Raw genomic sequence first — 14,076 nt, 5'->3', positions numbered from 1 at the left:
TCCTTCGCGGGCAGCCTGTATGGAAAGTTAATCCCACTAACGAAGCGGAATCACAAGGAGAAATCAAATGTACGGGAACATAGCGAAAAAACTGGTCAAAAGTCTCGCTCTCGTTGCGTTTATGGCCAGCACCTGTTTTGCCTTCAGCGAAGGGAGCGACTACGTCACGCTGAAAAAGCCGATTCCCAACGCGAAGAACACCCTGATCAAGGTTTTCAGCTACGACTGCCCCTTCTGCTACAAGTATGACAAGCAGGTGACCCCCAAGGTGGTGCCCCGGTTGCCGGCTGATCTTCAATTCAGGCCGTTTCACCTTAAGACAAAGGGCAAGTATGGCCCGCAAGGAAGCGAACTGTTTGCCGTCCTGCTGGTCAGGGATCAGAAGAACGGGCTGAAGGACAAAGACCTTTACAGCGAGAAGTCGCTCCTGAAAAAGGCCAAGATGGCCTACTACAACGCCTACCATGACAAGAAGGAGCGCTGGGACGCGGGGCCTGACGCCTACCTGCAGACGGGCCTCAATGCGGTGGGCATGACCAGAGCCGAATTCGACAAAGAGAAGAACGACCCCAAGGTCAAGGCGCTGCTGAAGGAGTGGGACGCCTCCTATGAAGTCGCCAAGATCCAGGGTGTGCCCGCATTCGTCGTCAACGGCAAGTATCTGATCATGACCAAATCGATCACCTCCGTCGATTCCATGCTGCAGCTCATCAACGAACTCAAGAGCAAATAAGGAGATGCGTTGTGAAGCCCACGGAAATGTTTAACACATTCAAGGCCGCCCCGATACAAACGATAGCCGGCTGGCAGGACAAGCGGTTTCTGTGGATCCTGATGGCCGCAGTGAGTCTGTTCATGGTCATTCTGGCCCACTCGGTGTTTCAGATCTGGCTCTACATGAGGCCGTGCGAGCAGTGCGTGTACATCCGGTTCGCCTTCTTCTGCATGGCATTCGGCGGGATCATCGCGGCGATCTACCCCAAAAACATCGGCCTCAAGCTGGTGGGATACGCGCTGGCCTTCTGGGGGACCATCCAGGGGATCGGCTACAGCCTCAAGCTCAACAAGATCCACGAGGCAGCCCACAGCGACAACCCCTTTGGCGTGCAGGGATGCAATCCCGAGCCGACCTTCCCGTTTCACCTGCCGCTGGACAAGTGGTTCCCCGAATGGTTCAAGCCGACCGGCGACTGCGGCTACGACAACCCGATCATCCCTGACGGCGTTGTGCTGAGCAACCTGCAGAAAACAATCACCGACTTCTACCAGGATGGCTGGTACCTGTGGCCGCCCTCGCATTTCATGAACATGGCGCAGGCCTGCCTGATCACCTTCGGCATCTGCCTGCTGGTGCTCGCCGTTGCCGCTGCATGCTGGCTGCTTACCCTGTGGCGCAAGCACAAGACCCACGAAGTATCGCCGCATAACTATTCAACCCAAGCACGATGACTGATGTCATCGCGGCTCCATCCCCCCGGGTCGGCCTGCCGGCCCGGGAGGAAATTCCCCCGCCAGAGACAACCAGCAACGATGGGTGCGGCCACCACTGTGATTGATCAGGCAGCGGTGGGGCCGCACGCTCCCCGGAGCTCCATGCGGCTGGCCGTGGAAGCCCTTGTGGCCCTGTGCGTGGAAACTGCACGCATATCCGGCCACGGGTCTCTTCACGGGTGACTTTGCAGAAGGTTGCGCGGCCTCTTCCCAGCGGCACCTGCCGGATGGTCCGCACTGCCGTTGCCGGTGATTACCGCCCGAGCCCCGAATCGGGCCACAACGATCTGTTAAAGGAGAGTAGCGTGAAGAGAGCGAAACGTCTTGTCCCGATGTGCCTGTTGATGTTCTGTTCAGTTGCCAACCCTGCCGGCGCGGATGTGTCAGTCCCCAAGCCCGTTGGGCCGACTGCGGCGGTTTTCGGGCCGGCCGGTTCTGATTTCCCGGTGGGCAAGCTGGCCGCCGTATTAAACTACCAGTACGCCGAGAGTGATGGTGTGCGTCATCGCGCCAGTGAGGCCAACGAGAAGGTGAAGCTTACCAAAAACCTCGGTACCGTGAAGTTTCGCTACGGCATCATGCCCGATCTCGACATCCGTACGGCGACGCCGCTCTACTACATCGAGAAAGATTACAAGACAACGGGCAAAACCGATGAGTTGCACTGGATCGGCGATACCACGCTGACCCTGCACAAGGTGCTTCTGAACCAATCCAGGAATGACGCTCTCAGCGTGGCTGTCGACGTGGGACTTGTCGTTCCGACCACGGACGCCAGCAGCAAGAGCCTGGACAGCATTGGCAATAACGCATGGGGCGCCACCGCCGGCGTGGGGGTCACTTATGCCCTGGGCTCCCATCGCCTCGATCAGGAGCTCGCCATCGCCACCTTTACGGAGGGCTCCCATGATTATCGAAAGCCCCTCCGGTTCCGCAGCAACACCTCCTGGAGCCATGCCGTAAACAACTATTTCGATATTGGCGCCGAGTCCCTCTTTGAGTGGAACGGCGAAAGCGAAAAAAGTGGAGTGAAGCAGAAGGATTCAAAAAATGAGTGGTACGCCGGCCCGAAGATGGCGTTCAAATACAAGCCTGCGGGGATCAATGTGGGGATGTTGGCAACGTTTCCGTTTGCCCGCTGGTACGAAGGGACTGCCCCGTCCGACGGATTCCGTTTCGAGCTCCGGTTGACCAAGGTGTTTGATCTGCTTTAAGGGGGCGTGCCGCCTCTTCCGGATCACGTGAAAAGAGGCTGCAAGGTGTCATGCTTGCAGCCTCTTTTCGCTCTGTTGCACGAATTGTTGTCAGGGATCATCAGAACGGAATGTCATCATCCGGATTGAAGGCCGGTTCGTCATAGGCAGGGCCCCCGCCGAAGCCGCTCTCCTGGCCGCCGCGTCCGCCTGCGCGTCCGCCGCCCCCCTCGCCCTTGCCGCCGAGCATCTGCATCCGCTCGCCCACCACCTCGGTGGTCCAGCGGTCGCGGCCGTCCTTGTCCTGCCACTTGCGGGTCTGGAGCCGCCCCTCGATGAAAACGGTCCGCCCCTTGGCCAGGTATTCGCCGGCGATTTCGGCCTGGCGGCCCCAGAGGACCACGTTGTGCCATTCGGTCTTTTCCTCGAATTCGCCGTTCCTGTTCTTGAATTTCTCGCTGGTGGCGAGGGAGAAGCTGGCAACTGCCGTGCCGGCAGGCGTGTAGCGAACCTCGGGGTCCTTGCCGAGATTGCCGATGAGCATCACTTTGTTGAGACTGGCCATATGCGACCTCCTGATATGGAAATGAAGATGGTGATCAAGGCGTGGAAAGAACGAGGGTACCCTACCACTAACACCCGCTTTGTTCAATGGATTGTTGGGGCGACCGGCAGAAGGCCGCTGTAGCGGAATTCGCGGGTGGCGGCCCCGTACCCGCGGGCCGGGGATTTGCGCCGGTGAAGGTTCAAAGGGCTTTCGACCGGTTCCGCCGGTCGTATATTGGTTTGACTCCCCTGCCAAAAAACAGTAAGGTTATCCGGATATTTTTCCGGAGCCACCAATGCTTAACGGACTGATTTACCTCGCCTTTTTTATTCCGCTCTCCGGTGTCTTCAGCTTTGCGGCCCTTGTGGGGAGCCTGGTGGATGCCAGTGGCGGCTTTGCCCACCGCTGTGCCCTCGCCTGGAGCCGGATCGGCCTCATGATGGCCGGGGTGCGCCTCGAAGTGAGCGGAACCGAGAATGTCCCGCAGGGAGAACCGGTCATCTTCATGGGGAACCACCAGGGGAACTTCGATATCCTCGTCCTGTCGCGGGCCATCCCGCGCCGTTTCTCATGGCTCGCCAAGGAGGAGCTCTTCCGTATCCCCCTGTTCGGCGCGGCCATGCAACGGGCGGGCTACATCCCCATTGACCGCAGCGACGGCCGCAAGGCTCTGCGGAGTCTCGATGCCGCGGCAAAACGGATCAGGGCAGGGGCCAGCGTCATCGTCTTCCCCGAGGGACCCGCACCGCCGACGGGTCGCTCCTTCCGTTCAAAAAGGGGGGATTTGTCCTGGCCGAGCGGGCCGGGGTGCCCATTGTTCCGTTCACCATCAACGGGAGCATGCAGGTGAACCCGCGCAATACCGTGAAGCTTGTGCGGGGTGCCAGGATCGCCGTCCGGTTCGGGACCCCGATTCCGACCTCCGGTGCCGGCGCCTCAAGGGGACGCCCCTCATGGAACAGGTGCGGTCCGCCATTCAGTCGGGGCTGGAGGGGTAGGATGTTCGCCTTGTCCCTTGTTCTCATCGGTGGCGGCCTCCTGGCGACGGCGTGGGGGCTCCCGGCGGCCCACCGGCTCCGGCGGCCCTGGGATGCGGCGGCTGCCCTTGCCGCGCTCGGCGGCGTGGTGTCCGCCCTTATGGGCGTTCTGCTGGCCGTGGTGCCGCACTTTTTCGGATAGGCTGCCATGACTGAACAGATCAAAACAGTCCTTGCCAATGTGACAGCGATAGCCCTCATCTCGCTCCTGCTCATCGGCGGGAATACCCTGTGGCGGCAGCGCACCCAGTTTCTGCGAGGCGAAGAGGCCATGGGCCGGGGAGATGTCATGGCTGCCGTATCGGCCTATGAGGCGGCGCTCCACATGTACACCCCCCTGGGACCCCATGTGGAAAGATCGGCCCGCCGGCTCTGGGAGATCGGGGCCGGGTTCGAGCAGGTCGGCGACACGGAGCGGGCGCTCATTGCCTACCGGGCACTGCGCAGCTCCTTTTACGCGGCCGCGTGGCTCGTTCAGCCGGGCCGCGAATGGATTGCCCGGTGCGATATGAAGATTGCGATGCTCGCCGGACGCGGCGGGCCGAGATGAGACTCCATGGACACGGCACCCGCTGACATTACGGATAATGGGGGGCTGCGCATCATCCCCCTGGGGGGGCTGGGCGAAATCGGCCTCAACATGATGGCCTACGAGCACGGCGAAGACATCATCGTCGCCGACTGCGGCCTCATGTTCCCGGAGCCGCAGATGCTGGGCATCGACCTGGTCATCCCGGATATCGCCTACCTGCGGGAACGGGCCGGCCGGGTGCGCGGCATTCTGCTCACCCACGGCCACGAGGACCACATCGGCGCCCTTCCCTACGTTCTTCAGGAGCTCTCGCTCCCTCTCTACGGCACGGCCCTCACCCTTGGCTTCATTCGGGAAAAACTGAAGGAGTTCGACCTGGAGGGGGAGGTGGAGCTGAACGTCGTCAAACCCCGCGACGTGGTGACGCTCGGCTGCTTCTCCGTGGAGTTCATCAGGGTGTCCCACTCCATCGTGGACGGCTGCGCCCTGGCCATTCGGACCCCGGAAGGGGTGGTGATCCATACGGGTGACTTCAAGATCGATCAGACCCCGGTGGACGGCGAACTGACCGACCTGGCCACCTTCTCCCGCTACGGGGACGAGGGGGTTTTGGCGCTCCTGGCCGACTCCACCAACGTGGAGCGCGAGGGGTACACCCTTTCCGAGCGGGTGGTGGGGGAGGCCTTTGACGAAATTTTCCCCCGCTGCGAGGGGCGGATCATCGTGGCCGCCTTCTCCAGCAACATCCACCGGGTCCAGCAGGCGGTGGACGCGGCGGTCCGCTGCGGCCGCAAGGTGCTGCTCAACGGGCGTTCCATGGTGGCGAACGTGGCCATCGCGCGGCAGTTGGGCTACCTGCGGATGCCGGAGGGGGTCCTGACCGACCTGAAGGAACTCCAGCACCTTCCCAAGGAGCAGGTCTGCATGATCACCACCGGCTCCCAGGGCGAACCCATGAGTTCGCTGGCACGCATCGCCATGGACGATCACAAGCAGATCAAGCTGGAGGCCGGCGACACGGTTATCCTTTCGTCCCGGTTCATCCCGGGCAACGAAAAGACCATCTCCGACCTCATCAACCATCTCTATCGCCGGGGGGCCGAGGTCTTCCACGAAAAGGTCTCGGAGGTCCATGTCTCGGGCCATGCGTCGCAGGAAGAGCTGAAGCTGATGCTCAACCTCACGCGGCCCCGCCACTTCGTGCCGGTCCACGGAGAATACCGCCATCTGGTCAAGCATGCCCGGCTGGCACAGCGGGTCGGCGTGCCTGCGGAGCGCTGTCTGGTGGCGGTGAACGGCGACGTGATCCGCTTCGCCGACGGCCGGGGTGAGATCGCCGGCACCGTGGAGAGCGGACGGGTCTACATCGACGGCAAGGGGATCGGCGATGTGGGCGAGGTGGTTCTCAAGGATCGCAAGCACCTGTCCGAGGACGGCATGGTGGTGGTGATCATCGCCATCAACCAGGCTTCCGGCGAGGTCATCTACGGACCGGACATCGTTTCCCGCGGCTTCGTGTTCGAGGACGAAAGCCAGCAGTATCTGGACGAAACGAAAAAGATCGTCCTGGACCTCCTGGCCGGCATGAACATCGAAACCCTGGGCGAGTGGGGCGAGGTCAAGCAGGAGGTGCGACGTATTCTGAGACGCTTCTTCAATAAAACGATAGAACGGCGACCGGTGATCCTGCCGGTCATTCTGGAAATGTAGGCATGGACGAACAGATCGATAAAAAGGACAAACTGAAAAAGGAGATCCAGGGCATGGCCCTGGGCGCCCTGGGAGTTTTCATCCTCATCGCGCTCCTGTCGTTCAACGCCGGGGACCAGTCCTTCAACACCTACTCGTCGGAAGGCCAGCTCCACAACTTCGGGGGCAGGCTGGGAGCGGATCTGTCGGACCTGCTGCTCCAGGTGCTCGGCCTTGCCTCCTACGCCATCCCGGCAGGCTCCTCTTTCTCTCCTACAAGCTGCTGCGTTTCAAGGAGCTTCGCTGGAAAGCCTACAAGGGAGTCGCCTTCGGCACCCTCGTGGTATCGCTGGCGGCCCTCTTCGCCTTCAATCTGGCAAAGACCGAGTTCCTGGGCCAGCCGGTTCTCACGGGCGGCGCCGTGGGGTACAAGACCGCCTCGTTCCTCAAGACCTATTTCGGGATCACCGGCGCACTGCTGATCATCCTGCCGCTTCTGGCCGCCTCGGCCATGGTGCTGTCGCGGTTCTCCTTCGTCCTGTTCGCCGACTGGTGGGTAGGGAGCCTGAGGGAGCGCTGGACGCGCCATCGGGAGCGGAAGGAGCTGAACCGGCAACTGATGGGCACGGGGGACAAGCCCGAGAAGAAAAAGGCGCCGGAGATCAAGCCCGTCCATGTTGCGCTGCCGCCGCCTGAACCGGTGCGCAAGAAGGAAAAAAAGAAGGACGACGCCAAGCAGGCACCACTCCAGGAGACCTTCGACTTTGTCAAGATGGAGGGTGAGCACCGGACTCCGCCCCTGTCGTTGCTCGATTCGCCGCCCGCGGCCGAGCGCAGGGTCGACCGGGACATCCTCACCATGAACGCCCGGCTTCTGGAGAAGAAGCTCAAGGACTTCGGCATCGACGGCGAAGTGGTGGAGATCTGCCCGGGGCCGGTCATCACCATGTATGAATTCGCGCCCGGCCCGGGCATCAAGGTGAGCCGGATCGCCTCCCTGTCCGACGATCTCTCCATGGCGCTCCAGTCGCTCTCCATCCGGATCGTTGCCCCCATCCCCGGCAAGGGGGTCGTGGGGATCGAGATCCCGAACCGGGAGCGGGAAACGGTCTTTCTCAGGGAGATCTTCAGCGGCGAAGAGTTCCATGCCAGCAAGTGCAAGCTGCCCCTGGCCCTCGGCAAGGACATCGCCGGCGCGCCGGTGGTGGCCGATCTGGCCCGCATGCCGCACCTGCTGGTGGCCGGCGCCACCGGCAGCGGCAAGTCGGTGTCGGTTAACACCATGATCCTGTCGCTCCTCTACACCGCCACCCCCCGGGACGTGCGGATCATCATGGTGGACCCCAAGATGCTGGAACTCTCCATTTACGAGGGAATTCCGCACCTGCTCCTGCCGGTGGTCACCAACCCCAAGAAGGCCGCCCTCGCCCTCAAGTGGGCCGTGGAGGAGATGGGGCGCCGTTACCGCCTCATGGCCGACAAGGGGGTCCGCAATATCGATTCCTACAACCGGACCATCGAGAAGCTGGAAAAGGAGGCCGAGGAGCTCAAGGCCCAGGAAACCGTGGTTGTGGAGGAGGTGCCCGAGGAGCTCCCGGACGACGAGGCCGCCGCCATCGAGGAGTTCCTGGCAAGGGACGACGAGCTGGAGCACGGTCACCTGCCGTATATCGTCGTCATCGTGGATGAGCTGGCCGACCTCATGATGGTGGCCGGCAGGGAGATCGAGGAGTCCATCGCGCGGCTCGCCCAGATGGCGCGGGCCGCGGGCATCCACCTGATTCTCGCCACCCAGCGGCCGTCCGTGGACGTCATCACCGGCCTCATCAAGGCCAACTTCCCGGCCCGGATATCGTTCCAGGTATCCTCCAAGATCGACTCGCGCACCATCCTCGACACCATTGGCGCCGAGGCCCTCCTGGGAATGGGCGACATGCTCTTCCTGCCGCCCGGAACCGCCAAGATGCAGCGGGTTCACGGCGCCTTCGTCTCCGACGCCGAGGTCCAGCGGGTGGTCGACTTCCTCAAGAAGCAGGGCAAGCCGGTCTACGACAAGTCGATTCTGGAGATGAAGGATGACAGCGGCAAGGGGGACGGCGAAGACGGCGAGGATCTGGTGGACGAGCGTTACGACGATGCCGTGCGGCTCGTGGCGGAAACGCGCCAGGCATCAATTTCCATGGTCCAGCGCCGGCTGCGGATCGGGTATAACCGCGCCGCCCGCATCATCGAGCGGATGGAGCAGGAAGGGATCGTCGGCCCCTCGGACGGCACGAGCAAGCCGCGGGAAGTGTTCATCAACAAGCTGTAACGGGCAGGAACCGCCGGCAGCCGTTTTCGCGGCAGGTGCCCGGAACTCGCCGGACGGAAAAAGGAGGTGTCCCATGAGCTACAGAACGGTCGTCGGGTTGGCCCTGCTGCTTCTGATGTCCGCCGCTCCCGCCGTGCCGGCTGACGGACCGGCCCCGGCACAAGAGAAAGACACCTGTCTTCTCTATCAGGACAATTGCCCTGACCGGAAGGACGACATTTACCAGCGGATAGCGCGCCTCAAACGGGAAATTGCCAAAGGTCCCGCAGTCTACACGCCCGAGGAGTTGCGTACCCTCCGGAAGATGCTCGACGAGTATGAACAGCTTCTTGACCGTCTCCTCTATCACAATACGGACTGAGCGCCGTTGCTTCCATGGACAAATTCCTGCTGCCCCTTTTTGTAATCAACCTGCTGCTCACCATCACCGACGCCGCCGTGGGCTACCACGCGGCGCCGGCGCTCATGCGTCACTTCACTCCCGACGAGGAAGCCGCCGAGCACTCCACGGCCGGCATGCGCGGCATGCTCGGCCTGGTGGTCGCGCTGTACATGTTTTTCAACTGTTACGGCTATTACCGGGGGAGCGGTGTGATGCTTCTCGTGGTTGCCGGCGTGATCCTGGCCGACATGGTCGCCCAGATAGTGCTCAGGAAGCGGGTCGGTCAACGGAGCGGGGAGTGACGGGGACTGGGTGCGGTACGGTGCGGCGTCACTGGCCCACCGGCACGGCATACCCGAGTTTGACCGAGATGGCCTCGGATGTCCGGCACGCCAGGGGGGTCAGTTCGTCGCGGACCCGGTCATCGGTGAAGCGCATGGCAGGGCCCGAGATGATCACCGCGCCGACCACCACAGACCGGTAGTCATGGATGGGGGCGGCTACGCCGCGGACGCCGATTTCCAACTCTTCATTGTCAATGGCATGCCCCTGGGCGGCCACCTTTTTCAGGTGGTTCCGCAGCTTGTCCCGCTCAATGATGGTGTTGGGGGTGAAGGGGGCCAGTTCCGTCCGGGAGAGGTACCGCTCAAGGTCGTTTTCGGGAAGCCCCGCGAGCATGACCTTGCCTGCGGCGGTGCAGTAGGCGGGCAGGCGCGAGCCGAGGCGCGAAACGACCCGGACCGTGGCGTGGCTCTCCACACCGTAGAGGTAGACGCTCAGATTCTCCTTGAGAACGGCCACATAAGCCGTTTCGTCGCATTCCTTCACGAGTTCTTCGAGGGCCGGCTTGGCGTAGGGGAGCAGCGCCATCTGACGGATCATTGACTGGCGCAGCTCAAGAGTCCTGAGGCCGAGGCGGTAATTGCCGGTTAAGGGGTTCTGCTCCACGTAGCCGCGCGATTCGAGGGTCGCCAGCAGTCTGAATACGTTGTTTTTATGAAGCTTGAGCCTTCTTGATATCTCCGTGACGCCCAACTCGACCGCGTCCTCGGCATGAAACTGCTCAAGCAGGTCCAACGCATGGGAAACGGCCAGGATCATGTAGTCTGACTTGTCTTTTTTCTGCACGGTGGATCGCCTCTGGTTGGATTATTCCTCCCTGCGGGCACGGAGGCCGGGGAGGGGCGCGGGAGAGAGCCCGTGCCAAACCGTTGATTCTTCGGACTATAGGACTCTGTCCTGTCTACGTCAACAGGTAATTGAGCGCATAAATGCTATTGACAAATGCCACGGAATCGGTTTAATTGAATTCCGTACGACCACGCTCCGCCGATTGACCCAGCAGATACCCACAGCAATTCATTTCGAGACAGGACCACTCAGCCGGTCTCACGTTTCATACTGAACTTCAGCATACGCACTATACTTCACAAAGAGTAACGTCCAGGGAACGCCTCCCCACATTTATTGCGCCCACATACCCACTTTTGATACTCATGTCCAGCAAAGCGTTCGCATGCGCCCGGATTCATGCGCGTGCACAGGAGAGCCGATGAACCTGCAGGAGCTTAAAGGTAAGAAGATCAACGAACTGGCTGCCATTGCCAAGGGGTTGAACATTGAAGGCGCATCCAGTCTGCGCAAGCAGGACCTGATCTTCGCCATTCTCAACGCCCAGACCGAAAAGAACGGCATGATCTTCGGCGAAGGAGTTCTTGAATGCCTTCCCGACGGCTTTGGTTTCCTGAGGGCGCCCGACTACAACTACCTGCCGGGGCCCGATGACATCTATGTGTCGCCGTCGCAGATCCGCCGCTTCAACCTCCATACGGGCGACACCGTTTCGGGTCAGATCCGTCCTCCCAAGGAAGGCGAGCGTTATTTCGCCCTTCTCAAGGTGGAAACGGTCAACTTCGAGCCCCCCGAGGTCGCTCGCGACAAGATCCTGTTCGACAACCTGACGCCTCTGTATCCCGACAAAAAACTCAAGCTCGAAACCGCGCCGGACAATATGTCGATGCGCGTCATGGAGCTCGTCTCCCCCATCGGCAAGGGGCAGCGGGGGCTTATCGTGGCGCCGCCGCGCACCGGCAAGACGATGCTCATCCAGAACATCGCCAATTCCATTGCCGAAAATCATCCCGAAGTCTATCTGATCGTACTGCTCATCGACGAACGGCCTGAAGAGGTGACCGACATGCAGCGATCGGTCAAGGGCGAGGTGGTCTCCTCCACCTTTGACGAACCGGCCACCCGCCACGTGCAGGTGGCGGAGATGGTCATCGAAAAGGCCAAGCGCCTTGTGGAGCACAAGCGCGACGTGGTGATTCTCCTGGACTCCATAACCCGTCTTGCCCGGGCTTACAATACGGTGCTTCCGCCTTCCGGCAAGATTCTCACCGGCGGGGTGGACGCCAACGCCCTCCAGAAGCCCAAGCGCTTCTTCGGCGCGGCCCGCAATATCGAAGAGGGAGGCTCCCTGACCATCATCGCGTCGGCACTGGTGGATACCGGCAGCAAGATGGACGAGGTCATCTTCGAAGAGTTCAAGGGAACCGGCAACATGGAGGTCCATCTGGACCGCAAGCTGGTGGAGAAGCGGACCTTCCCGGCCATTGACATCAACAAGTCCGGCACCCGCAAGGAAGAGTTGCTGGTGGAGAAGAGCTCGCTCAATCGCATCTGGATCCTGCGCAAGGTCCTCCACCCCATGAACGTGGTCGACAGCATGGAGTTCCTCCTGGAAAAGCTCTCCGAAACCAAGGATAACCAAGCGTTTCTCGATTCCATGAGCAGGTAGCGACACGGGTGCCGGCCAACCGCAAGCCCGGACCGCGTCGGCAAAAAAGCCTTGAAAAAATAAAACCAGGGTGCTAAATTCATATCTTTCCAGCACATAAAACGTGTTCATGACGCCGGGGCCGATGCCCCGCAAGGAGGACCATATGAAAGAAGGGATTCATCCGAAGTACAATGACGTGATGGTCAAGTGCGCCTGTGGCAACTCGTTCCAGACCCGTTCCACCAAAACCGAGATTTCGACTGAAATCTGCTCCGCCTGCCATCCATTCTTCACCGGCAAGCAAAAGCTCGTTGACACTGCCGGTCGCGTCGAGCGCTTCAGGAAGAAGTACGGCATGTGACATGGCCTCCGGCCATGCGGTTCCAGTGGAAGGGGATTTTGTCCAGGGCGAAATCCCCTTTGTTTTTAGTCTCTGGTTGGCGACGATTGTATGAAAATTGCCCTCCTCCGGCATACTCCCGATCCTGAAGCCGCCGTGGCGCTCGCGGCGCGGCTCTGCTACGCCTCCGTCGGCATCGATGAGTTGCGGGAAAAGCTTTCCGCCTCGGACGTGACGGCGTTCCTCGACAAGATCATGTCGCTCGGGCACCAGTCGGTGCTGGAGCACGCATCGTTCACCTTCGGCATCGAGGGGATTTCCCGGGCCGCCAGCCATCAGCTCGTGCGCCACCGCATCGCCTCTTATTCCCAGCAGTCCCAGCGCTACGTGACCTTCCGCGGTGACGGCTTCCCCCGGGTCGTGCCCGGGAGCGTGTCCGCCACGGAGAATCGCCGGCAGGTGTTCGAGACGGCCATGCAGGCCTGTGCCGAGGCCTACCGGGCGCTGGTGGACGACGGGGTTCCCGCCGAGGATGCCCGGTTCGTCCTTCCCAACGCCGCGGAGACGAAGATCATAGTGACCATGAATGCCCGTGAGCTCATTCACTTTTTCTGCCTCCGCTGCTGTGAGCGGGCCCAGTGGGAGATCCGGGCGCTGGCGGTGGAGATGCTGCGGCTCGTGAAGGGCGTTGCCCCCACCATTTTCCGGGATGCCGGTCCCGGCTGCCTGACCGGCCCCTGCCCCGAAGGAAGCATGACTTGCGGGAAAGCAGCGGAGGTGAAACGGTTTTTCAGGGAGATGTCCATATGACGCAACGGCTGAGAATGCTTCTGGTGCAGATGCTCCTGGTTGCCGAGCGGATCAACGTGGGTGGGCAGGCCGTGTTGGAAGGGGTGATGATGCGTGCTCCCCGGTCCATGGCCATTGCCGTGCGCCGGCCGGGCGGCGATATTGCCGTCAAGCGGGAGGAGGTCCCCCCTCTCTCTGAACGGTATCCCGTTGTCAAGTTGCCGGTCCTCCGAGGGGCGGTGGCGCTCTTTACCTCGCTGGCCATGGGGCTCAAGGCGCTCAATTTCTCGGCCAACGAGGCCATTGCGGAGGAAGAGGGGGAGAAGGAGGAGATTTCGTCCTGGGCCCTGGGGGGAACCATGGCGGTTGCCCTCGGCTTCGGCATCCTGCTCTTTTTCGTGCTGCCCCTCTATCTCACCAAGCTTCTGGTGCCGGTCATCGGCTCGTCCAATATCGTTTTCAACCTGGTGGACGGTGTCATCCGGGTTGTGGTGTTTCTCCTCTATATCGTCTCCATCTCCCGCATGAGCGATATCGAGCGAGTGTTTCAGTATCACGGGGCCGAGCACAAAACCATCTACGCCTTCGAGGCCGGCGATGAGCTGACGGCGGCTACGGTGCAGAAATACAGCCGCCTCCACCCCCGGTGCGGAACGAGCTTTCTGCTCATCGTCATGCTGGTGAGCATCGTCATCTTCTCGCTCATTCCCAAACTCTGGCCCTTCTGGATGAAGGCAGGCGCCCGGGTGGTGCTGCTGCCTGTCATCGCCGGGGTTTCCTACGAGTTTCTCAAGTGGAGCGCAAAAAATGACCAGAACCCACTGGTGAAGCTCATTATCGCCCCGGGCCTCGCGCTTCAGCGACTCACCACGCGCGAACCCGACGACAGCCAGGTTGAGGTGGCGATCCGCTCTATGACCGAGGCCCTGGAAGTGAACGACGGCTACCGGGATGACCGTCTGGTGGTGTAATCGACAAAGGAC

General features: G+C 61.3%; 14 protein-coding genes and 2 pseudogenes. 14 read left to right on the top strand and 2 right to left on the bottom strand.

The features are described 5' to 3' along the window. Window positions 1-67: 67 nt before the first annotated feature. The 3 genes from A2G06_14685 to A2G06_14675 all read left to right on the top strand — a co-directional run bounded on the left by A2G06_14685 (window position 68) and on the right by A2G06_14675 (window position 2,705). Window positions 68-733, top strand: coding sequence for a thiol:disulfide interchange protein (locus tag A2G06_14685; GenBank protein ID ANA41289.1), 666 nt, complete (start codon window positions 68-70; stop codon window positions 731-733). Window positions 734-744: 11 nt separating this feature from the next. Then, the gene (locus A2G06_14680; GenBank protein ANA41288.1) at window positions 745-1,449 is read left to right on the top strand and encodes a disulfide oxidoreductase; all 705 of its coding nucleotides are present in this window, start codon (window positions 745-747) and stop codon (window positions 1,447-1,449) included. Window positions 1,450-1,796: 347 nt separating this feature from the next. Continuing rightward, on the top strand, window positions 1,797-2,705 hold the full coding sequence (locus A2G06_14675) for a hypothetical protein (protein ID ANA41287.1): 909 nt from the start codon (window positions 1,797-1,799) through the stop codon (window positions 2,703-2,705). A 100-nt stretch (window positions 2,706-2,805) separates the two neighbouring features. Here A2G06_14675 and A2G06_14670 read toward each other — a convergent pair whose 3' ends face one another. After that, window positions 2,806-3,249, bottom strand: coding sequence for a single-stranded DNA-binding protein (locus A2G06_14670; protein ID ANA41286.1), 444 nt, complete (start codon window positions 3,247-3,249; stop codon window positions 2,806-2,808). A gap of 277 nt (window positions 3,250-3,526) precedes the next feature. Here A2G06_14670 and A2G06_14665 point away from each other — a divergent pair. The 7 genes and pseudogenes from A2G06_14665 (at window position 3,527) to A2G06_14635 (ending at window position 9,484) form a co-directional block, all read left to right on the top strand. Continuing rightward, window positions 3,527-4,229 (top strand): annotated as a pseudogene (locus tag A2G06_14665) (acyl-phosphate glycerol 3-phosphate acyltransferase). A 1-nt stretch (window position 4,230) separates the two neighbouring features. After that, on the top strand, window positions 4,231-4,410 hold the full coding sequence (locus A2G06_14660; GenBank protein ID ANA41285.1) for a hypothetical protein: 180 nt from the start codon (window positions 4,231-4,233) through the stop codon (window positions 4,408-4,410). A gap of 6 nt (window positions 4,411-4,416) precedes the next feature. Then, on the top strand, window positions 4,417-4,818 hold the full coding sequence (locus A2G06_14655) for a hypothetical protein (GenBank protein ID ANA41284.1): 402 nt from the start codon (window positions 4,417-4,419) through the stop codon (window positions 4,816-4,818). A gap of 6 nt (window positions 4,819-4,824) precedes the next feature. Continuing rightward, the gene (locus A2G06_14650; protein ANA41283.1) at window positions 4,825-6,510 is read left to right on the top strand and encodes a ribonuclease J; all 1,686 of its coding nucleotides are present in this window, start codon (window positions 4,825-4,827) and stop codon (window positions 6,508-6,510) included. A 2-nt stretch (window positions 6,511-6,512) separates the two neighbouring features. Then, a pseudogene (locus A2G06_14645) lies at window positions 6,513-8,800 on the top strand (cell division protein FtsK). A 73-nt stretch (window positions 8,801-8,873) separates the two neighbouring features. Further along, window positions 8,874-9,161, top strand: coding sequence for a hypothetical protein (locus A2G06_14640; GenBank protein ID ANA41282.1), 288 nt, complete (start codon window positions 8,874-8,876; stop codon window positions 9,159-9,161). A gap of 14 nt (window positions 9,162-9,175) precedes the next feature. Next, window positions 9,176-9,484: a hypothetical protein gene (locus tag A2G06_14635; protein ID ANA41281.1), complete on the top strand. Its 309-nt coding sequence runs from the start codon at window positions 9,176-9,178 to the stop codon at window positions 9,482-9,484. A 28-nt stretch (window positions 9,485-9,512) separates the two neighbouring features. Here the strand turns inward: A2G06_14635 and A2G06_14630 are convergent, their stop codons facing one another. After that, complete coding sequence (locus A2G06_14630) at window positions 9,513-10,310, bottom strand: IclR family transcriptional regulator (protein ID ANA41280.1); 798 nt, start codon at window positions 10,308-10,310, stop codon at window positions 9,513-9,515. 424 nt (window positions 10,311-10,734) lie between these two features. Between A2G06_14630 and rho the strand changes: the two genes are divergently transcribed. The 4 genes from rho to A2G06_14610 all read left to right on the top strand — a co-directional run bounded on the left by rho (window position 10,735) and on the right by A2G06_14610 (window position 14,064). Further along, window positions 10,735-11,982, top strand: a complete 1,248-nt coding sequence (gene rho / locus A2G06_14625) for a transcription termination factor Rho (protein ID ANA41279.1) — start codon at window positions 10,735-10,737, stop codon at window positions 11,980-11,982. 145 nt (window positions 11,983-12,127) lie between these two features. After that, the gene (locus A2G06_14620; GenBank protein ANA41278.1) at window positions 12,128-12,325 is read left to right on the top strand and encodes a 50S ribosomal protein L31; all 198 of its coding nucleotides are present in this window, start codon (window positions 12,128-12,130) and stop codon (window positions 12,323-12,325) included. Window positions 12,326-12,415: 90 nt separating this feature from the next. Continuing rightward, window positions 12,416-13,114: an FAD-dependent thymidylate synthase gene (locus A2G06_14615; GenBank protein ANA41277.1), complete on the top strand. Its 699-nt coding sequence runs from the start codon at window positions 12,416-12,418 to the stop codon at window positions 13,112-13,114. Next, window positions 13,111-14,064, top strand: coding sequence for a hypothetical protein (locus tag A2G06_14610; protein ID ANA41276.1), 954 nt, complete (start codon window positions 13,111-13,113; stop codon window positions 14,062-14,064). Before A2G06_14615 ends, A2G06_14610 begins: the two co-directional genes overlap by 4 nt. The last annotated feature ends 12 nt before the right edge of the window (window positions 14,065-14,076 follow it).

The sequence above is a fragment of the Geobacter anodireducens genome, assembly GCA_001628815.1.
GTDB lineage: Bacteria > Desulfobacterota > Desulfuromonadia > Geobacterales > Geobacteraceae > Geobacter > Geobacter anodireducens.
This window is presented reverse-complemented; position numbering and strand designations above follow the sequence as displayed.

Coding starts and splice junctions, on each gene's coding strand:
- A2G06_14655 (ANA41284.1), top strand. CDS start 4,417: ATGACTGAACAGATCAAAACAGTCCTTGCCAATGTGACAGCGATAGCC.
- A2G06_14615 (ANA41277.1), top strand. CDS start 12,416: ATGAAAATTGCCCTCCTCCGGCATACTCCCGATCCTGAAGCCGCCGTG.
- A2G06_14620 (ANA41278.1), top strand. CDS start 12,128: ATGAAAGAAGGGATTCATCCGAAGTACAATGACGTGATGGTCAAGTGC.
- A2G06_14670 (ANA41286.1), bottom strand. CDS start 3,249: ATGGCCAGTCTCAACAAAGTGATGCTCATCGGCAATCTCGGCAAGGAC.
- rho (ANA41279.1), top strand. CDS start 10,735: ATGAACCTGCAGGAGCTTAAAGGTAAGAAGATCAACGAACTGGCTGCC.
- A2G06_14685 (ANA41289.1), top strand. CDS start 68: ATGTACGGGAACATAGCGAAAAAACTGGTCAAAAGTCTCGCTCTCGTT.
- A2G06_14650 (ANA41283.1), top strand. CDS start 4,825: ATGGACACGGCACCCGCTGACATTACGGATAATGGGGGGCTGCGCATC.
- A2G06_14610 (ANA41276.1), top strand. CDS start 13,111: ATGACGCAACGGCTGAGAATGCTTCTGGTGCAGATGCTCCTGGTTGCC.
- A2G06_14635 (ANA41281.1), top strand. CDS start 9,176: ATGGACAAATTCCTGCTGCCCCTTTTTGTAATCAACCTGCTGCTCACC.
- A2G06_14640 (ANA41282.1), top strand. CDS start 8,874: ATGAGCTACAGAACGGTCGTCGGGTTGGCCCTGCTGCTTCTGATGTCC.
- A2G06_14660 (ANA41285.1), top strand. CDS start 4,231: ATGTTCGCCTTGTCCCTTGTTCTCATCGGTGGCGGCCTCCTGGCGACG.